The organism is Streptomyces tibetensis (genome assembly GCF_040647715.1).
GTDB lineage: Bacteria > Actinomycetota > Actinomycetes > Streptomycetales > Streptomycetaceae > Streptomyces > Streptomyces tibetensis_A.
In genome coordinates, this window is record NZ_JBEZCR010000026.1 from 1 (window position 1) to 21180 (window position 21180).

Genomic DNA, 21180 nt, shown 5'->3' on the forward strand with positions numbered 1-21180 from the left:
GACAACGTGCGCCGCCAGGGACTCGAACCCCGGACCCGCTGATTAAGAGTCAGCTGCTCTAACCAACTGAGCTAGCGGCGCCTGCTGACGTCGTAACCCTACAGGACGTCGAGAGGTGCTCCTGACCACGGTCCGGGGGCAGCGGGTCCCGGCAAGGCGGCCGATTACATCATTCGGACCGTCAGCATGCGCGTACGGAAGACAGTTGCGAGACTGGCCACGCGCGCCCTCCGGTGCCCGGGCGCCGCATTTTCCGCCGGAAGTGTGAGGGGAATCGCATGGAGTCGCCGGTATTCGAGGAAATCGACCCCGAGAGCGACTGCGACTGCCCGGGCTGCGTCCACTGGCGCCGCGCCCTCCCGCATTCCTGGACCGGCCGTGCCGGCGCCCACCCGGCGGCGCACCGCGCTCTCGCCCTGGCCGCCGTGGCCTCCGCCGCCCTCGGCGCGGGCCACACCGTACCGGCCGCGGCGGTGTCGCACGCCCCGCACCGCCCGGGCGATCCCGCAGGTGACGAGCCCGAGACCCCTCAGGGGGTCACGTCCCCGCTGCATGGTTCCCCAGGCCGTCAGACGGAGTCCTCCGCCGCCCCGGAGGTCACCGCCATCACTCGCTCGGAGATCATCAGCAGGGCCAAGACCTGGGTCGCGGCGAAGGTGCCGTACAGCATGAGCGCCTATTGGTCCGACGGTTACCGGCAGGACTGCTCCGGCTATGTCTCCATGGCCTGGCGGCTGCCGCGGAACGAATGGACGGGCAGCCTCGCGGCATACGGGGAGAAGATTTCCAAGGAGGAACTCCAGCCGGGCGACATTCTGCTGTTCCACAATGCGTCCGACCCCGAGAAAGGCTCGCATGTCACCATTTTCGGCGGCTGGACGAACAGCGCACACACCTCCTACACCGCGTACGAGCAGACCCCGCCGCACACCCGCAGGCAGTCCACCCCGTACGCCTATCGGACCAACTCCGACCGGTACGTGCCCTACCGCTACAAGGGCGTCACCGCGCAGGAGCCGGTGCCCGGGAAGGACGGCGGCCAGGCGGGCGCCCCGGCCGCCACGCCCTACCCGGGAGAGGTGTATTTCGGCCCCGGAGCGAACAACGAGTTCGTCACGCAGCTCGGCCGCATGCTCGTCGCGCGCGGGGCCGGCGGCGCGTACGCGTCGGGCCCGGGGCCGCGCTGGACCGACGCCGACCGGCGGGCGACCCGGGCGTTCCAGCTGGCCCAGGGCTGGACCGGCGCGGAAGCCGGCGGGCTGCCCGACCCGCGCACCTGGGAGCTGCTGGTCACGGCCCAGGGCCAGGACGTGAAGGACGGGGCGGTCGACCAGCCGGCCTCCCACGGGGTCCGCGGCTACCCCGGGCGGGCGATGTTCCGGCCCGGCGCGAACAACGCCTACGTCACCCGGCTGGGCGAGCAGCTCGTACGGAAGGGGTTCGGCAGGTTCTACCGGACCGGGCCGGGGCCGGTCTGGGGCGAGGCGGACCGGCGCGGTGTCGAGGCCTTCCAGCGCAGCCAGGGCTGGCGGGGCGGGGCGGCCGACGGCTACCCGGGTCCGGAGACCTGGCGGCGCCTCTTTGCTCAGTAAGGACCTCACGGTCCCCAGGCCCCCCGCGGGTGGGCCCCGAATCCCGGTCGCGCCCTCGATCGAGGGCCCTGCATCCGGGACCACCGTTGTGACGCATCTGGCGCGGAGGCTGGAGGCACGCATGAGTACGACCACTTCCCACACGTCCGAGTCCGACGGGCCGGCCGACGGACCGGCCCGGCCCGCCCGGCTCATCCAGAACGAGGCCACCACCGAGATCCCCGTCCACCTGCTGTTCCGCGACGATCCCGACCCCGCCCCGGTGCCGGTGCGGCCGGCGGTCGTCGGCCGCAGACAGGGCACGGGGGAGCAGCCGCGGCTCAGACGCCCGGCGGACGCCCCGAAGCGCCCGGTGCCGGAGGTCGATCCGGACCTGGCGGAGCGGCCCGCACGGGTGCTGCCCGGCGCGGCGGGCGTACTGGCCGGGGCCTGTGGCGCGGCCGGGTGCGTGGCCACCTCCTGGTGGGCCGGGGTGTTGCCGCCGCTCGCGCTGGAGGCGCTGCGGCTGCCCGCGTACGCCGGGGCCGGGCTCGGCCCCGCGCAGTGGGCCGCGTACGCCGGGGCCGGTGCGCTCGGGCTGTTCGGGCTGGGCGGGCTGGCCAGGGGCCGCACCGGGCGCGCCTGGGTGCTGGACCTGTTCGGCCGTTACCGGGGGACCGTCCGGCGCTCCGGCCTGCTGTGGGTCAACCCGCTGCTGCTGCGCCGCCGGGTGGACGTACGGCTGCGGCACTGGCGCAGCGAGCCCGTGCCCGCGGCCGACGGGAGCGGAACCGCGCTGCGGGTGGTCGTGCTGGTGGTGTGGCGGGTGCGCGACACCGCCCGGGCCATGCTGGGCGTCGAGGACCACGAGACGTATCTGCGCGAGTGCGTGGAGGCGGCGCTGGCCCGGGTGCCGGTGGAGATGCCGGGTGGGCCGCGGGGCCCGGGGGAGGCGGCGGCCGAGGCGCTGACCCGGCTGGTGGCGGCGGACGCGGCCCCGGTCGGCCTGGAGGTGTTCTCCGTGCAGCCGGTGCGCGTGGAGTACGCCCCCGAGATCGCCGCCGCGATGCACCGCCGCCGGATCGCGCAGCTGGACGCCCGGCACCGGGCGAGCGTGCTGACCTCGGTCGTGGACTCGGTGGAGGACACCGTGACCCGGCTGACCATGCGGGGGCTGGTCGAACTCGACGACTACGAGCGGAAGGTGCTGGTGAAGGACCTGACGGTGGCGTTCTGCGCCGGCCGGGGAGAAACGGCCCCGTGATGGGGATGGACATGTTCAACCATCGCCCATAGTCTCGAACTTGGTCTAGACCTACACGCACGGCTCACTGAACCTCCCCCACGTTCTCCAGGAGCGGCAGCATGCGTACCAGGACCAAGATGTCCGCAGCCGCGGTGGGACTGGCCACGACCGGAGCTCTCGTGCTCTCCTCCGGCGGTGCCAGCGGCCACGGCTACACCGACCTCCCCATCAGCCGGCAGAAGCTCTGCCAGAACGGCACCGTGACCAACTGCGGATCCATCCAGTGGGAGCCGCAGAGCGTCGAGGGCCCGAAGGGCTTCCCGGTCTCCGGCCCCGCCGACGGGCAGATCTGCAACGCCGGCCTCGGCCAGTTCGGCCAGCTCAGTGCACCACGCACCCCGTCGGGCGGCGCCTGGCCCGCCACCAAGGTGACGGGCGGCCAGAACTACACGTTCCGCTGGCAGTTCACGGCCATGCACGCCACGACCGACTTCAAGTACTACGTCACCAAGCCGGGCTGGAACCAGAACCACAACCTGGCCCGGTCCGACCTCAACCTCACGCCGTTCTTCACGGTGCCGTACAACGGGCAGCGCCCGCCGTCCACGCTCTCCCACAGCGGCAGGCTGCCGACCGGGCTCAGCGGCCGGCACGTCATCGTCGCCGTGTGGACGATCGCCGACACGGCGAACGCGTTCTACGCCTGCTCGGACGTGACCTTCTGACCCCTTCGGAACCTGAAAACCTCTGAGCTTCTCTTGAGTCACCGCTGCGGCCGGCGCGGGTAGGTTCCTCCCACGCCGGCCGCTCGAAGGCCGCCCAGGGCCTCGGGGGAGCTCATGGAGATCTTGTTCTACATCGTGCCCGCGCTCATGATCGCGCTCGCTTCCTGTGCCGTGGCCGCGGTGATCCGCCGCTCCCTGCGGATCAGCCGCGCCTGGAACAGCGGCCTGACCGCCGAGGCCCGCTGTCTGCGGACGTACACCACGACGAGCGGGGGCGGCGACAGCTCGGTGCGCACCACTGTGCACCACGTGTACGCGTTCACCACGCGCGACGGCCGCGGCGTCCGCTTCGAGGAGCAGGGCGGGCCGGGGACGACCCTCGAGGGCGACATCGTCACCGTGCACTACCCGGCGGACCGCCCGGAGCACGCCACGGCCAGGCCCCCGGCCCGGGGGAAGCTCGTCGCGGGCACGGGATGCCTGCTCGCCTTCCTCGGCACGTTCATCCTCTTCGCCGTCGGCTTCATGGTGGTGACGTACGCGATGTTCTCCGCCGTGGGCGACTTCTCGCAGCCGTGACCCTCCCCTTCTGACGCCGCGTCAACTACCGTGCGTGCCCGTGGACTCAGCATGGCGTGGTGGACGCGGTCGCCTTTGAGGCGGCAGTCGAAGAAGACCGTCGAGTTCCTCGACCTGATGGCCAACAGCATCATCTTCTCCACCACCGTCGACATGACCGACACCCTGCGCCAGATGGCCGTACAGGGCTGGGAGCCGAGCCCCGACGACATCGCCGCGCCCAGCCCGCACCGCAGGGACAACGTGCTGCGCTTCGGCGACTACGACACCGCCACCCTCCACATTCCGCCCGGCCCGTACGACAGCGCGCTTCGCCTTCCTGCGGATGGCCTCTGACGGTGCTCGAAGAACGCGCAGGTCACACGAGGGGACCTGACCCCGAGCGGTGGACAGGTCCCAGCCCATGCCGGGACGCCTGTCCCCTGCCGGGTAGGGTGATCACATGCAGCTGTTTCTGACGCCTCCGCCGCCCGCCGCTTAAGGCGGGCAGTCATGCAGAGCCGTCCCGGGGTTACCGGGGTGGCTGCGCGGGTTGCCCACGGAGACATCGTGATGGCAATCAATCGAGGAGATCTCAGTTGCAGTCCTCTTCTGCCCTGCCCGTTCGGCAGGGTGTTCTCTACGTCGCGATCGCGGCCACAGCATGGGGCACTGGTGGCGCAGTGGCCGCCGAACTGTACGACGTCGGCGGAATCGGCCCCATCTCCGTTTCCTTCTGGCGGTTCCTCAGCGGGCTCGGGCTGCTTCTGGCAGCTCACCTGGTCCGACGATCCCGGCGGCCGGAGACGGCGCTGTCGCTGCGCGCAACGTGCGCGGCGAACCCGCGGCGAACCCTGATCACGGGCTTCGGACTGGCGGTGTACCAGACGGCCTACTTCGCCTCCGTGCAGCAGGCCGGGCTGACCGTGGCCACGGTGGTGACCCTGGGCTCGGGTCCGGTACTGGTCGCCGTCGGAGCCCGGCTCGCGCTGGGCGAGCGCACCGGCGTCGCCGGAACCGCCGCAGTGGCGAGCGGCGTTGCCGGCCTGGTGCTGCTGATGGGAGGCGCAGACGGGAGCACCGGCCCGGCTCCCCTCCTGGGCATCGGATACGGGCTACTCTCCGCAGTCGGCTACGCGGGCGTGACTCTGCTGGGCCGCTTCTCCGGCCGAAAGAACACCGGGGGCGCGTTCGAGTCCACGGTGACCGGCTTCGCGGTGGGCACGGTCTGCCTTCTGCCGATGGCTCTGCTGGAGGGCTTGCTGCCCGCAATGGAGCGTCCGGCATGGACCTTGGGCCTGATCCTCTACCTGGGGGCGGTGCCGACGGCGCTGGCGTATACGTTGTTCTTCGCCGGCCTCGGCGTCGTACGGGCGACCACGGCATCCGTGGTCGCTCTGGTTGAGCCGCTCACCGCGGCGGTCATCGGCGTCCTGGTCTTCGGTGAGCGGCTCAACGCGATCGTCCTGACCGGCACGGCCCTTCTGCTGTTCGCCGTTGTCTTCCTCGCCGCCGACGAGGGGGTCGGCCGAGCGGCCTCCCGGAGGGCGTCCGGTCCAGATGCTGACCACGGTCAGCGCACGTCGCATCCGGCCACGCAGACAAAGGACTGACGCCCAAGCACCATGCACAAGGCGGGCGGCGGCCGTTGAGGCCGTCGCCCGCCGTTGAACCGACCTCTGCTGTCGGGGATGGCAAGCGCCTCGACGCTGGAGTTCGAGGCGGGCCGGGTGATGGCGGAGGAGATCGCCGGACCGCTGGGAATTACCGGTACAGGACGATCGAGTTGATCGGGGTCAGGTTCAGGTACTCCCCGTAGCCGGGACCCAGCACTTTGCTGCAGTCGCCGGTGCCGTTGTAACCGGTGCACAGCTTCACGTACGCGTCCTCGAACGGGCCGTTCTGGTTGTTCAGGACCCAGTGCTGGTTGACCTGGTTCGACAGGTTGTAGGTGCCGTAGCGGAAGTACTTGTTGGTGATGTCTCCGGCGCCGATGTTGCTGTAGCGGCCCTCGGCGTAGATGCAGACGTTGCCGTCCGGGCAGCCGGCCCAGTCCGCCTGAGCGGCGGCGGAGGCGCCGGTCGCGCCCGTGAGCACGGTGGTGCCGGTCGCAGCGGCGACGGCGGCCACGGCCAGCAGGTTGCGGAGCTTGTTCCTCATAGCGGTTCCCTTCCTGGCTCTGTTTGACATGTGACATGCCTACCAGGGGGCGTTGCTGGGCGGGTACCTGACAGATGTCAGGGTGGAAACGTGGAACGTAGATCATTTATGGGACAGCGCTTGGAGTGGGGAAGGCTGGTACTGGACGGGCGACCTCTTCTACCGCGACACCGACCGGGTGGTGGAGCACCTGCCGGTGTCGGCGTCGAACGAGATCCGCCGGGCGGAGCTGCGCGAGAGGGTGTGTGGTGCGCCGGCCCGGTGGGGTGGCGGCCGCCAGGGGAGCGGGCGTACCGCCGGCTGACCGACGGGGACCGGAGACGCGCTGAGGGGCCCCTCGCTCCCACGAGAGGCCCCTCATCCGTGCGCCGCCAGGGACTCGAACCCCGGACCCGCTGATTAAGAGTCAGCTGCTCTAACCAACTGAGCTAGCGGCGCATGACTCTCGCCTGCCGTCGGAATCGTGTTCCGCGGCGGGCGACGAGGAAAATACTACCCAATGCCGGGGGGTGCTCCGGACCACCCCGCACGCGGCCGGTGACCCGCGCCGACGACATGATCCGAAGCCGGTGGCGACAGGCCTCAGATCGCCATGGAGAGCAGTACCGGTGCCGCGTGGCGGTTGAGGGCGTCCGCGGCCTGGCGCAGGCGGTGGGCGTGCTCGACCGGGAGGGACAGGGCCAGGCAGCCGACGGAGGAGCCGGCTGTGATCGGGACGGCCGCGCAGACCGTGCCGATCGCGTACTCCTGGAGGTCCAGGACGGGCACGGTGGGCGGTTGCGCCTCCAGGCGGGAGAGCAGGAGCCGGTCGCTGGTGATGGTGCGCGAGGTGAGGCGGGCCATCTTGTGCCGGGCCAGGTGGTCGCGGCGCCCGGCGTGGTCGAGCTGGGTGAGCAGGCTCTTGCCGATGGCGGTGGCGTGGGCCGAGGAGCGGAAGTCGACCCACTCGTTGACCGCGGGCGTCGACGGGCTGTCGGCGTACTGGGTGATGCTGATCTCGCCGTCGACGTACCGGCTCATGTAGACGGCGGCGCCGACCGAGTCCCGCAGCCGGTCCAGGGTGCGCTGGAGCTTGTCGCGCAGGGCCTGCTCGCGGTGGTGGGCGGAGCCGAGGCGGGCCAGGGTCTCGCCGGTGACGTGGGCGCCGTCGGAGATCTGCTCGATGTAGCCCTCGCGGCGCAGCATGCGCAGGAGCGCGGTCAGCCGCTCCGGTGCGATACCGGTGCGCAGTGCTATCTCGGCGTCGGTGACACCGCTGGTACCGCGCGCCACCGTCTCCAGGACGCGCAGGGCTTCCTGGGCCGAGTGGTACGGGGTGGTCGGCTCGTGCTTCAGCGCCACGGTGGTCTCCCCCTGCGCTTGCTGTAGGGCCGTAATCCGGTCAGTGAACCTCTTCCAGGTTAACCGGCAATGGGCTTGCGGGGAGCGGGGGTTGACAAGATTCCGGGGGCCCCGGACTGGGGCGATGACACCCCGGCATGTGCCAGAGGCATGCCCCAGTCCCGTCCCGACCGGCGAGCCGGGCATTCCGCCTGCTCACCGGCTGTAGTCACAGCACTGCGCTGAGGAACTCCCGTGTCCGGTCCAGTTCCGGCTCACTGAAGATCTTTTCCGGTGTGCCCGACTCGATGATCCGGCCGTGGTCGAACATCAGTACCTGGTCGGAGATGTCCCGGGCGAAATTCATCTCGTGGGTCACACAGAGCATCGTGATGTCCGTGGAGCGGGCGATGTCCCTGAGGACGTCGAGGACTCCCGCGACCAGCTCGGGGTCGAGCGCGGAGGTCACCTCGTCCAGCAGCAGCACCTGCGGGCGCATCGCCAGGGCCCGGGCGATCGCCACCCGCTGCTGCTGGCCGCCGGAGAGCTGGGCCGGGTGCGCGTCGCACTTGTCGGCCAGGCCCACCATGTCGAGCAGGCCCTTGGCCCGCTCCACCGCCTCGTCCTTCGACAGGCCGAGGACCGTGACCGGCGCCTCGGTGATGTTCCGCAGGACCGTCATGTTCGGGAACAGGTTGAACTGCTGGAACACCATCCCGATCTTCTTGCGGACCTCGCGGACCTGCTTGTCGGAGGCCGGGAACAGCTGCTGCCCGTCGACCGTGATCGTGCCCTCGTCGGGCTTGAGCAGGGTCATCAGCAGCCGCAGGATCGTCGTCTTGCCGGACCCGGACGGCCCGATCAGGGTGACGTGCTTGCCGGCGTCGACCGAGAAGTCCAGGTGGTCCAGGACGGTGTTGTTCCCGAACCGCTTGGTGACCTGCTCCAGCCGGATCAGCTCGCCCGCGCTCCGGGCGGGGTCCTTCTCCGGATCGGTCTCGGGCTGGGGGAGAGTGTCAGTGGGCAAGGCGTCGCTCCAGGGCTCGCAGGGCAAGGGAAGCCAGGTAGGACATGACGATGAAGGCCACGCCGATCACCGTCAGCGGCTCGGTGAACTGGAAGTGCTCCTGCGAGTACAGGCGCGCCCGGCCGAGCATCTCCAGCACGGTGATCGCCATGACCATCGGCGTGTCCTTGAGCATGGAGATGACGTAGTTGCCGAGCGCCGGCACGACCCGGCGCACCGCCTGCGGCAGGATCACCGCGGTCCACGTCCGGCGCAGCGGCAGGTTCAGCGCCGTCGCCGCCTCCCACTGGCCGACCGGCACGGCTTCGATGCCGGCCCGGTAGACCTGCATCGTGTACGTCGAGTAGTGCAGCCCGATCGCGAAGACACCGGTGGCCAGCGCCGAGAAGGTCAGACCCCACTCGGGCAGCACGTAGAAGAGGAAGAACAGCTGCACCAGCAGCGGGGTGTTGCGGACGAACTCCGTGACCACGCCGACCGGCCAGGTCACCCAGCGCGAGGGCACCCGCATCAGCAGCGCCCACACCAGACCCAGCGCGAACGAGATCAGCGAACCGAGGGCCAGGATCTGCACGGTGACCAGCAGACCGTCCCAGAAGTACGGCATGAAACCGCTGACAGCGCTCCAGTCCCACTTCATGCGACAGCACCTCCGACCCCGGTGGTCTGCGGACGGTCCAGCTCCTGGTCGGGCGTGCTCCCGACCGGCTTGCCGGTGCCGGCCTTGAGCTTGCGCTCCAGGCCGCGCATGCCGCGGGTCAGTGCGAAGGCGATCACGAAGTAGATCAGCAGCACGATCGTGTAGATCTCCGCGCTCTCCTGGAGCGCGAGCCGCACCAGGTTGCCGCTGAACGCCAGGTCACCCATGCCCATGATGGACACCAGGGCGGTGCCCTTGAGGAGTTCGACCAGCAGGTTGGAGAACGGCGGGATCATCTCCGGCACCGCCTGCGGCAGCAGGATCAGCCGCAGCCGCTGCCAGGGCGTGAAGCTGAGCGCGATCCCGCCCTCCTTCTGCGCCGGGTCGACCGCGTTCAGCGCGCCGCGCACGATCTCGGAGCCGTACGCCCCGTAGGTCAGGCCGAGCGCGAGGGTGCCCGCCCACAGCGGCACCAGCTGCCAGCCGAAGGCGATGGGCAGCACGAAGTACACCCAGAAGATCATCACCAGCGCCGACGTGCCGCGGAAGACCTCGGTGTAGACGCCCGCGAGGAAGCGGACGATCCACAGCCGGTGGGTGCGCGCCACGCCGACGACGAAGGACACCGCGGCGCCCAGCAGGGCGCTGCAGACGAGCAGCTGGACCGTGACCCAGACGCCCTTGAGTACGAGTTCCCAGAGTCCCGAGGTCATCCGCCGCAGAGCTCCTTCGCGGTCAGATCCGTCATCTCGGACTCGGTGAAACCGAACGGCCTGAGGATGCGGAGCAGTTCGCCGCTCTTCTTGAGCCGCCGCAGCTCGACGTTGAAGGCGTCACGCAGCTTCGTCTCGGTCGGCCGGAACGCGAAGGCGCCGCCGTCGACGTGCGGCTTGCCGTCGACGATCGGCTTGAACGGATCGGTGGCCTCCGCCTTGGCGGACTTCTTCACCACCTCGCGCACGGTGAGCGCCGTGCCCGCGAACACGTCCACGCGCCCCGCCTCGACGGCGTTCAGCCCCGCCACCTGGTCCGGGACGATGAGGATGTCGCTCTCCTTGTACCCGGCGTCCACGGCGTACTGGATCTCGGCGTAGCCGGTCCCGGTGGCGAACTTCGCCTTCTTCCCGACGACGTCCTTGTAGCTGTGCAGGCCCTTCGGGTTGCCCTTGCGCACGATGAACGCGTCGAGCATCTGGTAGTCGGGGTCGGCGAAGATGACCTGCTCGCAGCGCTCGGGGTTGACGTACATCCCGGCGGCCACGACGTCGAACTGCTGGGAGTTCAGGCCCGGGATGAGCGAACCGAACTCGGTCGGCACGGGCTGCACCCGGTCGACGCCGAGCCGCTTGAAGATCACCTTGGCCAGTTCCGGCGCCTCACCGGTCAGTTCGCCGTTCTTGTCGATGAAGCCGAACGGGATCTCGCCTGCGATGCCGAGACGGACGACGCCCGCCGCCCGGAGCCGGCCGAGCAGATCACCGCCCTCGGTGTCCGACGCGGTGGCGACCCTGCTGCATCCGGCGGCGCCCAGTGCGCCGAGCGCCGCCACCCCCGCGAGCAGCGACCGGCGCGTGGGCCCGGAGACGGGCCCGGATATGGGTTCGGGACTTCGCAGTCTGCTTCTGAGTGGGCTTCTCTGTGGTGGAGCCATGGGCGCGCGGCTACCCGACCGCTGTCGAGTTATGCCGGTCTTTTCAAGCCCCGCACTCTCCCCGTGCGCCCTTGACCGCAGCGGCGTCGGGCACTCCCATGGAGGGCATGGCTGATCGCTACATCGAAGTCTCGCTGGTCAAGCGCGACGTGACCTGCACCGCCAGGCTGCTGGACGACCGCGCGCCGATCACCTGCGCGGCCGTCTGGGATTCCCTTCCGCTGGCCGGCGACGTCTACCACGCGAAGTACGCACGCAACGAGATCTACGCCCTTTTCCCACCCTTCGCCGCAACCGAACCACCCCTGGAAAATCCGACCATCACCCCCATCCCCGGCGATCTGTGTTATTTCACCTTCGCCGGGGCGGAGCTGGGGACCAAGGCGTACGGCTACGACCGTGAGGTCCGCGCCGGGACCACGCTCGTCGACCTGGCCCTGTTCTACGAGCGCAACAACCTGCTGCTGAACGGCGATGTCGGCTGGGTCCCCGGCATCGTCTGGGGCCAGGTCGTCGACGGCCTGGAAGCCATGGCCGAGGCGTGCAACGACCTGTGGAGGTCGGGAGCGGCAGGGGAGTCGCTCAGCTTCCGGAGGGCGTAGACCGGCCGCCGGAGGCCACCCCCGCCTCGAACAGCGCGTGGGCCGCCCGCAGCACCAGATCGTCCCGGTGCCGGGCGGCCACGAGCTGCAGACCGACCGGCAGACCGTCCGCGTCCGAGCCGACCGGCACGCTCGCCGCCGGCTGCTGCGTCATGTTGAACGGGTAGGTGAACGGGGTCCAACCCGTCCACCGCCGATGGCCGGAACCCTTCGGTACCTCGGTGCCCGCCTCGAAGGCCGTGATCGGCATGGTCGGCGTGACGAGCAGGTCGTAGGTGTCGTGGAAGCGGCCCATCCGGCGGCCCAGGTCCATCCGGACGTCCACCGCGGCCAGATACTCCAGCGCCGAGTACCGGGCACCCCGCGCGCAGATCTCCCGCAGCCCCGGGTCCAGCAACTCCCGCTGGTGCGGGCCCAGGTGCTGCGTCACCCGGGCCGCCCCGCTGAACCACAGGGTGTGGAAGGCCTCCACCGGGTCGGTGAGGTCCGGGTCGGTCTCCGTGACGTACGCGCCGAGTTCCGCCAGCCGCTCCACCGCCCGCCGCACCACCCGCGCGACCTCGGGCCGCACCGACACCTGCCCGCCCAGCGTCGGCGAGTACGCCACCCGCAGCCCGCGCACCCCGGCCCCGCCCGCGAGAGAGTCGGTGTACGGACCGGCCGGGGCGGACAGCGCCGACCAGTCGCGCGAGTCCGGATGACCGATGACGTCCATCATCAGCGCCGCGTCCGCCGCGTCCCGCGTCATCGGCCCGACGTGCGCCAGCGTGCCGAACGCGCTCGCCGGGTAGAGCGGCACCCTCCCGTACGTCGGCTTCAGCGCGAAGATCCCGCAGAACGACGCCGGGATCCGCACACTGCCGCCGCCGTCCGTGCCCAGCGACAGCGGTCCCGCGCCCAGCGCCACCGCCGCGGCGCTGCCGCCGCTCGACCCGCCCGCCGTGCGCGAGGGGTCGTACGGGTTGCGGGTGATCCCACTGAGCGGCGAGTCCGTCACGCCCTTCCAGCCGAACTCGGGCGTCGTCGTCTTGCCGATGAAGACCGCCCCGTGCTCGCGCAGCCGGGCCACCGACGGCGCGTCCTCGTCCCAGCGCCCCGCCGGATCCACGGCCCTCGACCCGCGCAGGGTCGGCGCCCCGCGCTGCAGCAGGATGTCCTTGACGGTGACCGGCACCCCGTCCAGCAGCCCGCGTGGCTCACCGCGCCGCCATCGCTCCCCGGACTCCCGGGCCTGCTCCAGGGCCTCTTCCGCGGTCAGCCGGACGAAGGCGTTCACCTCCGGCTGGATCCCCTCGGCCCGCTCCAGCACCGCCCGCGTCACCTCCACAGGACTCCACTCGCCCTTGCGGTACCCGTCGAGAAGCCGTACGGCGGTCAGGTCGGTGAGCTCGGACATCCACCCTCCAAGGAACGTCAGTGACCAGGTACGTACCCACGCTGCTTGTCGACCACGTTCCTCAGTGGCTTCCCGGCCGACCACTGTTCGAACAACTCCACGAACTGGGCGCCGAGTTCGTCACGCCAGCCGATGGTGTCGCCGCTCATGTGGGGGGACACGATCAGGTCCGGCGCCTGCCACAACGGGCTGTCGGAGGGCAGGGGTTCGGCCTCGAAGACGTCCAGGGCGGCGCCTGCGATCCAGCGTTTGCCCAGGGCCTCGGCGAGTGCGTCCTCGACGACGAGCTGGCCGCGGCCGATGTTGACGAACCGGGCGGACGGCTGCATCAGGCCGAAGCGGCGGGCGTCGAACATCCCGTGCGTCTCGTCCGTGAGCGGTGCCGCCGCGATCACCCAGTCGGCGCGGGCCAGCAGCCGGTCCAGGTCCTCGGGGCCGTGCACCCCGGAGCGCGCGGCACGGCCCACGAGCGCGGTGGTGATGTCCAGCGCCCCCAGTGTGCGCGCGATCGCCCGGCCGATCGGCCCCGACCCGACCACCACGGCCCGGCTCCCGGCGATCCGGTGCGACTCGCGGTGCCGCCAGGTCCGCTCCCGCTGGAGCTCCAGCGTCCTCGGCAGGTCCTTGGCCATCGCCAGGACGAGCGCGGCGACGTACTCCGCGATCGGCTGGTCGAAGATGCCGCGCGCGTTCGTCACCACCGTGTCGGAGGCGGCGAGTTCCGGACACATCAGATGGTCCACACCGGCGCTCGCCGTATGCACCCAGCGTGGCCGGGGACCCTCGCCCGGCCACGCGTCCCGCACGGCGCGCGAGGCGAAGTCCCACACGAGGAGTACATCCGCACGCGGGAGGCGCTCGGCCAGATGCGCCGCGTCGGTGTGTTCGATACGGGCGTGGCCGGTGAGGCGGCCGAGACGGGGGAGGGGTTCGGCGTCCAGGACGAGGAGCGTGGGGGTGGGCATGAGCAGCCGTTTCTCCAGCCGTGCGGCGGGGCCGGACGGCCTTGCTGCGGCCGCCGGTGACGACGAGTTAACCCGGTGTTGACCAAGGAGTGATCCGGGCGGATTGACCACGCTCGCACCCGAACCTACCGTCGTCAACACGGGCGTTCCCACGATCCGTTGCACACTAGTTGCCCAGCGTGAGGCCGGTGCCTGCCATGGACGTCTCATTTCTCGGCGGGCCCAGCCCGCAGCGCGGGGTCGGCGTCGTCGCCCCCTTCGACTTCGCACTCGACCGCGAACTGTGGCGCTGGGTGCCGGACGACGTCTCCCTCCATATGACCCGAACACCGTTCGTGCCGGTGGAGGTGAGTCTCGACCTGGCGCGGCTGGTCAGTGAGCACGAGACGCTGAGCGAGGCGGTCCGCACGCTCAACGCCATCGCCCCCGAGGTCGTGGCCTACGCCTGCACGTCGGGCAGCTTCGTCGGCGGCATGATGGGTGAGCGGGCGATGTGCGAGGCGATGAGCCGGGCCGGTGCCGTACCGGCGATCACCACCTCGGGCGCGCTGCTGGAGGCGCTGGTGGAGCTGGACGTGCGCCGGGTGGCGCTGGTGACGCCGTACACGGTCTCCGTGACGCAGTCGCTGGAGGCCTACGTCGCCCAGGCCGGTGTGACGATCTCCGGCTGTGCCTTCATGGGGCTGACCCGGCACATCTGGAAGGTCCCCTACCGGGAGGTGGTCGACATGGCCCGGCAGGCCGTCCGCGGCGACGCGGACGCGCTGTTCATCAGCTGCACCAACCTGCCCACGTACGACGTGATCCCCCAGTTGGAGGCCGAGCTGCGCATCCCCGTGATCTCGGCCAACCAAGTGACGATGTGGGCGGCACTGCGCCGACTGGGTACCCGTGCGGTGGGGCCGTACCAAGCGCTGATCAATCCGGCGGCGCGTTCCGGTCCCACAGCGCCGGGGGCGGACCCCGGTCCCGTACTGCCGGAAGAAGAGCAGCAGCAGGAAGGCTGGACATGACAGCACTGGGATTTCTCTACCCGGGCCACTCCGCCGAGGACGACTACCCGCGCATCGAGCAGTTGCTGGGCAGCGACATCCGGGTGGACCTGGTGCACACCGACATCGGTGAGGACGCACACCGGGTGGACGCGCTGCTCGAGATGGGCTCCGCCGGGCGGCTCGCGGCGGGTGTCCAGGAACTGCGGCACGCCGGTGCCGACGCGGTGGTGTGGGCCTGCACGAGCGGCAGCTTCGTCTACGGCTGGGACGGCGCGCAGGAGCAGGTCCGCGCCCTGGCCCAGACGGCCGGCATGCCCGCCTCGTCCACGTCCTTCGCGTTCGCGCACGCGGTGCGGGAGCTGGGGGCGCGCCGGGTCGCGATCGGTGCGACGTACCCGGAGGACGTGGCGCGGCTCTTCGAGGAGTTCCTGGGCACGGCCGGCGTGGAGGTGGTGTCGGTCAGCAGCTCCGGCATCATCACGGCCGCCGAGGTCGGCACATGGGGTGAGGCCGAACTCCTCGCCCTGGCCCGCAACTCCGACCACCCCGACGCCGAGGTGCTCCTCCTGCCCGACACGGCCCTCCACACGGCCGCCCACATCCAGGCCCTGGAGAAGGAACTCGGCAAGCCGGTCCTCACCGCCAACCAGGTCACGGTCTGGGAGGGCCTGCGCCTGGCGGACCGCCGGGTGAACGCGCCGGAGCTGGGAGCCCTCTTCACCCGGGAGCCGATCGTCCAGGCGTGAGCCCCGAGGCCTGATCCTCGTCGCCCGCGGCACCCGTCACGGGCGACGAGGAGATCACCGGTCACGGCCCGCGTTCCGGGGGCGCGCAGGCGATCACGCAGGCCGGCCCTGTTCCCGCTCATGGACGTTCCCTCCTCGCGTGACGCCACAGAAGCACCCGCAGCGCGGAATCGGCGACGAGCGGCCCGAGTCGTCATGCAGCCCGAGTGCCCGGGGTGCGGCTGAAAAAAAAGGGGGCCGTGCCCTCGAACGCGCTCTCCATGGGGGCCGGAATCGGTCCCACCCCTTCGTCGGTGCAGATCGGGGCATAGGCCCTCCAATGACCCACCAGGTGCCGAGGAACGCTCAACTCCGCCACATCACACGAAACATGGATTGACCGAAAGCGCGTTCCCTCTCCGTCGTCCGTTCCGGGCACACTGACCTCGTCCGCAGCCAGTCGTGCCGTGAAGGACTCCCGATGGCCGAACCGGGCCCTTTCAGATCCTCTGCAAGCGCTGTCCAGCTGGCCGGGCGCCTGCTGTGCTGGAGCCTGGCCGCGGCCATGGCCTCCTCCGCCGTGGACGCCTTCCTCGATCCCCGGGTCCGCTGGTGGGGATCCGTGTGGCCGCTGCCCTGGTGGCTCGTATGCGCCTCGGCCCTCGCGTGGGCCGTTCTGCGAGCCCGGGAGAAGGCCGACCGCCCGCCTCCGCACGACAGCGTGCGCAGCGATTGGGAGCGGGCCGCCTGACCTCCGGCCGCGCCGCCGGGGAATAACCGGAGACAGTCCCCTGTTAGGGCCTGAACGACAGCACACGGCCCACAGCAGGAGGCACACCCCGTGGCGGCAGACGAGACACGCGACACGGCGGACGGGATACGCGGCGCCGTACAGGGCAGCGCCCCCGTCCCCCTGTCCGTACTGGACCTGGTCACCGTGGGGGCGGGCCGCACCGCCTCCGACGCCCTGCGCACCAGCGTCGACCTGGTCCGTCTCGCGGAGAACCGCGGCTTCCACCGCTACTGGGTCGCCGAACACCACTCCATGCCGGGCGTGGCCTCCTCCTCCCCGGCCGTGATCCTGGCCCACCTCGCCGCCCACACCGACCGCATCCGGCTCGGCTCGGGCGGCGTGATGCTGCCCAATCACGCCCCGCTCGTGATCGCCGAGCAGTTCGGGACGCTCGAGGCCATGGCCCCGGGCCGGATCGACCTCGGGCTCGGCCGCGCCCCCGGCACGGACGGGGCCACGGCCGCCGCCCTGCGCCGCACGGAACGGCTGAACGAGGGCGCCGACGACTTCCCCCAGCAGCTCGCCGAGCTGACCCGCTTCCTCGACGACGACTTCCCCGACGGCCATCCCTACCGCCGTATCCACGCGGTCCCCGGCCCGGTCCAGGCCACGTCCCCCGGCGGCGTCCAGTCCCCGCACCGCCCACCGCTCTGGCTGCTCGGCTCCTCCGGCTTCAGCGCCCGGCTGGCCGGTGTCCTCGGCCTGCCCTTCGCCTTCGCGCACCACTTCTCGGCGCAGAACACCGTCCCGGCCCTGGACCTGTACCGGGAGTCCTTCCAGCCGTCCGCCGTGCTCGACGAGCCGTACGCCCTCATCGGCGTCTCCGCGTTCGCCGCCGACGAGGAGCGGGAGGCCCGCCGGCAGGTGCTGTCCGCCGCCCTCAGCATGGTCCGGCTGCGCACCGGCCGCCCCGGCCTCGTGCCCACCCCGGAGGAGGCGGAGGCCTACGAGTTCAGCCCCATGGAGCGCGAGTTCGTCGACTCCTGGAACGCCAACGTCATCCACGGCACCCCGGACGAGGTCCGCTCCGGCCTGGACGACCTCGCCAAGCGCACCGGCGCCGACGAGCTGATGATCACGGCCAACGCGCACGGCGGCGACGTCCGCGTACGCTCCTACGAACTCATCGCGGACGCCTACGGGTTGCCGACGCCCGCCTCGGCCTGAACGTCCGGCGTGCCCAGCAGCTCGGAGATGCGGTCCGGCGGCACCGGGCGGGAGTAGAGCCAGCCCTGTCCGGTGTCGCAGCCGATGCTGCGCAGCCGGGTCGCCTGCGCCGAGGTCTCGACGCACTCGGCCGTGACGGTCAGCCCGAGCCGGTGCGCGAGCTGGATCATCGCCTCGACGACGACCGCGTCGGCCGGGTTCGCGCGGGCGGCCGCCTCCCGGTCGTCGTACTGGAAGCCGCGCACGAACGATCCGTCCAGCTTGAGCACCGACACCGGCAGCCGGCTCAGGTACGCGAGGTTCGAGTAGCCGGTGCCGAAGTCGTCGATGGCGATCCGCACCCCCATGTCGCTGAGCGCCTTCAGGGTCTGCAGCGGGCGCCCCGCCGAGCCCATCACGGCCGACTCGGTCAGCTCCAGCTGGAGCAGGTGCGGCGCGAGGCCCGTCCCGTCCAGCGTCTGCGCCACGTCGGCCACCAGGTCGGAGTCCCAGACCTGCCGCACCGCCACGTTCACGCTGACGAAGATCGGCGGCTCGTCCGGGTGGTCCAGCTGCCACCGCCGGGCCTGCTCGCAGGCCGTACGCAGCACCCAGCGGCCCAGCGGGACGATCGAACCGTCCTCCTCGGCCAGTCCGATGAACCGATTCGGCGTCAGTATGCCGAACTGAGGATGATTCCAGCGGATGAGCGCTTCGACCCCGTGCAGCCGGTCGTCCTCCATGCCCACCAGTGGCTGGTACTCCAGCTGGAACTCGCCACGGTCGATGGCCGGCCGGAGCGTCGAGGCCAGGGCCTGGCGGGTCATGCGGTGGGCGTTGCGCTCCGGGTCGAACAGCGTCCAGCGGGCCTTGCCGTCCGCCTTCGCCCAGTAGAGCGTGGTGTCGGCCGCCTGCATCAGCGCGGTGGGGGTGGTGCCCGCGGCGTGCCGCTCCACGACCCCGATCGACGCCGAGACCGACAGCCGCTGCCCGGAGATGTCGAACGGGTCCTGGACCGCGCGCAGCGCGGACTCGGCCAGTTCGGCCAGCTGTTCGGTGCCCGTGGAGTCCTCGACGAGCAGTGCGAACTCGTCACCGCCGAGCCGGGCCACCAGCGGGATGCTGGTCCGTGAGTGCCCCGCCTCGTCCGCGCAGCGCATGAGGCGCTCGGCGACGGCGGCCAGCAGCCGGTCGCCGACGCGGTGTCCGAGGGTGTCGTTGATGGCCTTGAAGCCGTCCAGGTCCAGGTAGCACAGCCCGATCCGGCCCGTGCCGCTCTGCTCGTAGGACTCCGCCTCCAGCGCGGCCGACAGCCGTTCGAAGAACAGTGTGCGGTTGGGCAGCCGGGTCACGGGGTCATGCATCTGCAAGTGCCGTAGCCGGGCCTGGAGTTCCCGGCGGGCGCTGATGTCGGCGACGGACAGCAGGACGCCGCTGTCCTCGGCGGGCAGCGGGGTGACCGTCACCTGCACCCACAGCGAGTGCCCGTCGGGGTGCTTCAGCCGGCGCGTGCAGCGCAACCGGGACTGCCGGCCGCGCAGCACCTCGCGGTAGGCGTGCCAGGTGCGGGCGTCGGAGGTGAGGTCGACCAGGTCGGCGGCGACGGACCCGACCGCCCCGTCCGGGCCGGTGCCGAGCAGCACGGCGAGCGCGTCGTTGGCGCTGACGACCGTGCCCTCGCGGTCCACGACCGCCATGGCGAGCGGGGCGGCCGTGAAGACCGAGCGGTAGGGCTGCCGGGACGGCGGCTCGGTACGGGGAGACGTGTCGATCTCACTCTCTGTGACGACCGGCCGGTCCAGGTCTGCCGCGGGCGCCGGCCCTTCGGGGGTTCCGCTCACCGCTCGCTCCCGCATGTATTCGATCTCTGTCCGTGCAGGAAAGGTCAGGAAAGTGTGCCGATCATAGAGGCTGGCCCCAGGGCCTTCCAGCCGGTGTCCAGTCTCCCCGGCCAACCGGCCCTTCTGCCAGATCGTTTCTGCGCACACCTGGACGGCTTCTTCAGGCCCCCGACCAGTTGTGACGTTCTGTGAGTGCTTCGGGGGTGTCGGCTTCCGCGAATTTTCGGCGCCTTCACCCGACCGGTGCAGGCAAACAGGACGCAGTACTACAAATCATCACAGGCTGGGTGCGGTGTCCCGCGAACCGTACCCGGAGGTACCCGTGCCGCGTCCGTTTCCGCGCGCCCGACTGCGCAGTACCGCGGCCGTGTTCACCACCATGTCGGCGCTCGCCGCCACCTCCCTCGGCGCCGGCCCCTCGGCCGCCGGGCCCGACTCGGCCGCGCCCTGCGCCCTGACCCGGACCGACGCCCACCACTCGGAGGGCCTGGACACCTGGAACGCCGCCTATCCGCGCCCGGCCCGGTCCCTGGACGCGGTCATGGTCTTCCTGTCGTTCCCGGACTTCCACCCGCTGACCACCCCGCAGGAACTGACCGCCGACCATTTCCCGGCCACCACCCGCTTCTTCGAACAGGCTTCCTACGGCCGCTTCACCCTGCGCCCGCACGCGCTGCGGCAGTGGATCCAGATGCCGAAGCCGTCCACCGCGTACGACATAAAGCGGGACTGGAGCCCCGCGCACCGGGCCGCCTACCTGCGCGACGCCCTCTCCGCGGCCGACCCCCGGGTCGACTTCTCGCGCTACGACGTCGTGTACTTCGTCGCCGACCCGGACGCGCCCGGCGTGGACTCCGACGCGACCAAGGTGGTGAACCTGACGAGCCCGCTGCGGGCCGACGGCACCGACCTGCCCCGGATCGTCACGGTGTTCGAGCAGCATCCGCCGGACCGGCTCGTCCTCGCCCACGAGACCGGGCACGTGTTCGACCTTCCCGACCTGTACCACCGGCCCGCCGACGGCAAGGGCGACTGGGACACGCACGTCGGCGACTGGGACCTGATGGGCAGCCAGTTCGGCCTCGCGCCCGACCTCTTCGCCTGGCACAAGTGGAAGCTGGGCTGGCTGGACTCGCGGCAGGTGCGGTGCGTGCAGGACGCCGGGTCCGCCCGGCTGACCCTGGAGCCGCTGACGGCGGGGCCGGGGACGCCGGTGACGGGGGCCGCGGGGGCGCGGGCCTTCGGGCTCGGGCGGGGCACCAAGCTCGCGGTGGTGCGGACGGGGCTCGACAGCGTGCTCGCCTTCGAGGCGCGGGGGCCGGTGGGCAACGACGTGGCCGCGTGCCGGCAGGGGGTGCTGGTGTACCGGGTGCGGGGCGAGGCGCAGTCCGGGAGCGGGCCCATCCAGGTGATCGACGCCCATCCGCACACCGACGCGTGCTGGGAGGACTCCGTCTACCCACCCCTCGCGGACGCCCCGATCGGCATCGGGGAGAGCTTCACGGTGCCGGGAGAAGGAGTGCGGGTGAAGGTGGAGGGGCGCACGGCTTCGGGAGCGTGGACGGTGAAGATCGCGGTGGGGCGCTGAGGGGTGGGGCGCTGAGAGGGGTGCCGCGACGCCGAGTGGAGGGGGTGTGGGTGGCTGAGCCCCCACCGCGCGCGGCGAAGCCGCGCAGAAACGACGATGGCGGCTCGTGTTCGCGATTTCTGCGAACACGAGCCGCCATCGACAACGTGCGCCGCCAGGGACTCGAACCCCGGACCCCGTGGAGAAGAGTCAGCTGGGGTAGACAAACGAGCTAGACGCGCCGGCGGACGT

Annotated in this window: 22 protein-coding genes, 2 tRNA genes and 1 pseudogene; 14 read left to right on the plus strand and 11 right to left on the minus strand. The window is 71.1% G+C overall.

Translation table 11 applies throughout. The features are described from left to right. Positions 1 to 7: 7 nt before the first annotated feature. A tRNA-Lys gene (locus tag AB0B29_RS37390) sits at positions 8 to 81 on the minus strand. A 197-nt stretch (positions 82 to 278) separates the two neighbouring features. Between AB0B29_RS37390 and AB0B29_RS37395 the strand changes: the two genes are divergently transcribed. The 7 genes and pseudogenes from AB0B29_RS37395 to AB0B29_RS37850 all read left to right on the plus strand — a co-directional run. Further along, on the plus strand, positions 279 to 1592 hold the full coding sequence (locus AB0B29_RS37395; RefSeq protein ID WP_362247171.1) for a peptidoglycan-binding protein: 1314 nt from the start codon (positions 279 to 281) through the stop codon (positions 1590 to 1592). A 121-nt stretch (positions 1593 to 1713) separates the two neighbouring features. Then, the gene (locus AB0B29_RS37400; RefSeq protein WP_362247173.1) at positions 1714 to 2835 is read left to right on the plus strand and encodes an SPFH domain-containing protein; all 1122 of its coding nucleotides are present in this window, start codon (positions 1714 to 1716) and stop codon (positions 2833 to 2835) included. Positions 2836 to 2936: 101 nt separating this feature from the next. Next, positions 2937 to 3542 (plus strand): lytic polysaccharide monooxygenase auxiliary activity family 9 protein, encoded by a 606-nt coding sequence (locus AB0B29_RS37405; RefSeq protein WP_362247175.1) that lies wholly within the window; start codon positions 2937 to 2939, stop codon positions 3540 to 3542. A gap of 114 nt (positions 3543 to 3656) precedes the next feature. After that, a complete protein-coding gene (locus AB0B29_RS37410; RefSeq protein WP_362247177.1) occupies positions 3657 to 4121 on the plus strand; it encodes a DUF3592 domain-containing protein in 465 nt (154 codons plus the stop codon). 51 nt (positions 4122 to 4172) lie between these two features. Continuing rightward, on the plus strand, positions 4173 to 4457 hold the full coding sequence (locus tag AB0B29_RS37415; RefSeq protein WP_362247179.1) for a Tn3 family transposase: 285 nt from the start codon (positions 4173 to 4175) through the stop codon (positions 4455 to 4457). Positions 4458 to 4783: 326 nt separating this feature from the next. Next, positions 4784 to 5713, plus strand: coding sequence for a DMT family transporter (locus AB0B29_RS37420; protein ID WP_436845983.1), 930 nt, complete (start codon positions 4784 to 4786; stop codon positions 5711 to 5713). A gap of 54 nt (positions 5714 to 5767) precedes the next feature. After that, a pseudogene (locus AB0B29_RS37850) lies at positions 5768 to 5890 on the plus strand (DUF5063 domain-containing protein); the annotation flags it as partial. Here AB0B29_RS37850 and AB0B29_RS37425 read toward each other — a convergent pair. Further along, positions 5865 to 6260, minus strand: coding sequence for a hypothetical protein (locus AB0B29_RS37425; RefSeq protein WP_355822719.1), 396 nt, complete (start codon positions 6258 to 6260; stop codon positions 5865 to 5867). The pseudogene AB0B29_RS37850 and the gene AB0B29_RS37425 sit on opposite strands and share 26 nt — an antisense overlap. Positions 6261 to 6342: 82 nt before the next feature. Here AB0B29_RS37425 and AB0B29_RS37430 point away from each other — a divergent pair, with 82 nt between their 5' ends. After that, positions 6343 to 6564, plus strand: a complete 222-nt coding sequence (locus AB0B29_RS37430) for a hypothetical protein (protein WP_362247183.1) — start codon at positions 6343 to 6345, stop codon at positions 6562 to 6564. Between the two features lie 60 nt (positions 6565 to 6624). Here AB0B29_RS37430 and AB0B29_RS37435 read toward each other — a convergent pair. The 6 genes from AB0B29_RS37435 to ehuB form a co-directional block, all read right to left on the minus strand. Beyond that, positions 6625 to 6698 (minus strand) — tRNA-Lys (locus tag AB0B29_RS37435). A 144-nt stretch (positions 6699 to 6842) separates the two neighbouring features. Next, positions 6843 to 7601: an IclR family transcriptional regulator gene (locus AB0B29_RS37440; protein WP_362247185.1), complete on the minus strand. Its 759-nt coding sequence runs from the start codon at positions 7599 to 7601 to the stop codon at positions 6843 to 6845. Between the two features lie 208 nt (positions 7602 to 7809). Further along, positions 7810 to 8607: an ectoine/hydroxyectoine ABC transporter ATP-binding protein EhuA gene (gene ehuA / locus AB0B29_RS37445; RefSeq protein WP_362247187.1), complete on the minus strand. Its 798-nt coding sequence runs from the start codon at positions 8605 to 8607 to the stop codon at positions 7810 to 7812. After that, a complete protein-coding gene (gene ehuD, locus AB0B29_RS37450; RefSeq protein WP_362247189.1) occupies positions 8597 to 9247 on the minus strand; it encodes an ectoine/hydroxyectoine ABC transporter permease subunit EhuD in 651 nt (216 codons plus the stop codon). The genes ehuA and ehuD overlap by 11 nt, the downstream gene beginning before the upstream one ends. Continuing rightward, entirely contained in the window at positions 9244 to 9960 is a 717-nt protein-coding gene (ehuC, locus tag AB0B29_RS37455) for an ectoine/hydroxyectoine ABC transporter permease subunit EhuC (RefSeq protein WP_362247191.1), read from the minus strand. Before ehuC ends, ehuD begins: the two co-directional genes overlap by 4 nt. Next, a complete protein-coding gene (ehuB, locus tag AB0B29_RS37460) occupies positions 9957 to 10898 on the minus strand; it encodes an ectoine/hydroxyectoine ABC transporter substrate-binding protein EhuB (protein WP_436845984.1) in 942 nt (313 codons plus the stop codon). The genes ehuC and ehuB overlap by 4 nt, the downstream gene beginning before the upstream one ends. 107 nt (positions 10899 to 11005) lie before the next feature. On the opposite strand from ehuB, the gene AB0B29_RS37465 reads away from it, so the two are divergent. Beyond that, positions 11006 to 11500, plus strand: a complete 495-nt coding sequence (locus AB0B29_RS37465; protein WP_362247195.1) for a DUF3830 family protein — start codon at positions 11006 to 11008, stop codon at positions 11498 to 11500. On the opposite strand, the gene AB0B29_RS37470 is transcribed toward AB0B29_RS37465, so the two are convergent. Both AB0B29_RS37470 and AB0B29_RS37475 read right to left on the minus strand, forming a co-directional pair. Next, positions 11481 to 12896 (minus strand): amidase, encoded by a 1416-nt coding sequence (locus tag AB0B29_RS37470; RefSeq protein ID WP_362247197.1) that lies wholly within the window; start codon positions 12894 to 12896, stop codon positions 11481 to 11483. The two genes, AB0B29_RS37465 and AB0B29_RS37470, sit on opposite strands and share 20 nt — an antisense overlap. A 17-nt stretch (positions 12897 to 12913) precedes the next feature. Beyond that, positions 12914 to 13861: a D-2-hydroxyacid dehydrogenase gene (locus tag AB0B29_RS37475; protein WP_362247199.1), complete on the minus strand. Its 948-nt coding sequence runs from the start codon at positions 13859 to 13861 to the stop codon at positions 12914 to 12916. Between the two features lie 197 nt (positions 13862 to 14058). Here AB0B29_RS37475 and AB0B29_RS37480 point away from each other — a divergent pair, with 197 nt between their 5' ends. From AB0B29_RS37480 to AB0B29_RS37495, 4 genes are all read left to right on the plus strand, one after another. Continuing rightward, complete coding sequence (locus tag AB0B29_RS37480) at positions 14059 to 14874, plus strand: maleate cis-trans isomerase family protein (RefSeq protein ID WP_362247201.1); 816 nt, start codon at positions 14059 to 14061, stop codon at positions 14872 to 14874. Further along, complete coding sequence (locus AB0B29_RS37485; RefSeq protein WP_362247203.1) at positions 14871 to 15602, plus strand: maleate cis-trans isomerase family protein; 732 nt, start codon at positions 14871 to 14873, stop codon at positions 15600 to 15602. Before AB0B29_RS37480 ends, AB0B29_RS37485 begins: the two co-directional genes overlap by 4 nt. 460 nt (positions 15603 to 16062) lie before the next feature. Next, positions 16063 to 16332, plus strand: coding sequence for a hypothetical protein (locus tag AB0B29_RS37490; RefSeq protein ID WP_362247205.1), 270 nt, complete (start codon positions 16063 to 16065; stop codon positions 16330 to 16332). A 90-nt stretch (positions 16333 to 16422) separates the two neighbouring features. Next, a complete protein-coding gene (locus AB0B29_RS37495; RefSeq protein WP_362247207.1) occupies positions 16423 to 17541 on the plus strand; it encodes an LLM class flavin-dependent oxidoreductase in 1119 nt (372 codons plus the stop codon). Here AB0B29_RS37495 and AB0B29_RS37500 read toward each other — a convergent pair. Next, complete coding sequence (locus AB0B29_RS37500; RefSeq protein ID WP_362247209.1) at positions 17511 to 19376, minus strand: putative bifunctional diguanylate cyclase/phosphodiesterase; 1866 nt, start codon at positions 19374 to 19376, stop codon at positions 17511 to 17513. The two genes, AB0B29_RS37495 and AB0B29_RS37500, sit on opposite strands and share 31 nt — an antisense overlap. 307 nt (positions 19377 to 19683) lie before the next feature. On the opposite strand from AB0B29_RS37500, the gene AB0B29_RS37505 reads away from it, so the two are divergent. Continuing rightward, positions 19684 to 20949, plus strand: a complete 1266-nt coding sequence (locus AB0B29_RS37505; RefSeq protein ID WP_362247211.1) for a M6 family metalloprotease domain-containing protein — start codon at positions 19684 to 19686, stop codon at positions 20947 to 20949. Positions 20950 to 21180: the final 231 nt, after the last annotated feature.

What these genes read in the sequence shown, in the direction of transcription:
- AB0B29_RS37415 (WP_362247179.1), top strand. Translation starts at nt 4,173, where the DNA reads ATGGCGTGGTGGACGCGGTCGCCTTTGAGGCGGCAGTCGAAGAAGACC.
- AB0B29_RS37425 (WP_355822719.1), bottom strand. Translation starts at nt 6,260, where the DNA reads ATGAGGAACAAGCTCCGCAACCTGCTGGCCGTGGCCGCCGTCGCCGCT.
- AB0B29_RS37500 (WP_362247209.1), bottom strand. Translation starts at nt 19,376, where the DNA reads ATGCGGGAGCGAGCGGTGAGCGGAACCCCCGAAGGGCCGGCGCCCGCG.
- AB0B29_RS37485 (WP_362247203.1), top strand. Translation starts at nt 14,871, where the DNA reads ATGACAGCACTGGGATTTCTCTACCCGGGCCACTCCGCCGAGGACGAC.
- ehuB (WP_436845984.1), bottom strand. Translation starts at nt 10,898, where the DNA reads ATGGCTCCACCACAGAGAAGCCCACTCAGAAGCAGACTGCGAAGTCCC.
- AB0B29_RS37475 (WP_362247199.1), bottom strand. Translation starts at nt 13,861, where the DNA reads ATGCCCACCCCCACGCTCCTCGTCCTGGACGCCGAACCCCTCCCCCGT.
- ehuD (WP_362247189.1), bottom strand. Translation starts at nt 9,247, where the DNA reads ATGAAGTGGGACTGGAGCGCTGTCAGCGGTTTCATGCCGTACTTCTGG.
- AB0B29_RS37480 (WP_362247201.1), top strand. Translation starts at nt 14,059, where the DNA reads ATGGACGTCTCATTTCTCGGCGGGCCCAGCCCGCAGCGCGGGGTCGGC.
- AB0B29_RS37470 (WP_362247197.1), bottom strand. Translation starts at nt 12,896, where the DNA reads ATGTCCGAGCTCACCGACCTGACCGCCGTACGGCTTCTCGACGGGTAC.
- AB0B29_RS37465 (WP_362247195.1), top strand. Translation starts at nt 11,006, where the DNA reads ATGGCTGATCGCTACATCGAAGTCTCGCTGGTCAAGCGCGACGTGACC.
- AB0B29_RS37490 (WP_362247205.1), top strand. Translation starts at nt 16,063, where the DNA reads ATGGCCGAACCGGGCCCTTTCAGATCCTCTGCAAGCGCTGTCCAGCTG.
- AB0B29_RS37395 (WP_362247171.1), top strand. Translation starts at nt 279, where the DNA reads ATGGAGTCGCCGGTATTCGAGGAAATCGACCCCGAGAGCGACTGCGAC.
- AB0B29_RS37410 (WP_362247177.1), top strand. Translation starts at nt 3,657, where the DNA reads ATGGAGATCTTGTTCTACATCGTGCCCGCGCTCATGATCGCGCTCGCT.
- AB0B29_RS37400 (WP_362247173.1), top strand. Translation starts at nt 1,714, where the DNA reads ATGAGTACGACCACTTCCCACACGTCCGAGTCCGACGGGCCGGCCGAC.
- ehuC (WP_362247191.1), bottom strand. Translation starts at nt 9,960, where the DNA reads ATGACCTCGGGACTCTGGGAACTCGTACTCAAGGGCGTCTGGGTCACG.
- AB0B29_RS37405 (WP_362247175.1), top strand. Translation starts at nt 2,937, where the DNA reads ATGCGTACCAGGACCAAGATGTCCGCAGCCGCGGTGGGACTGGCCACG.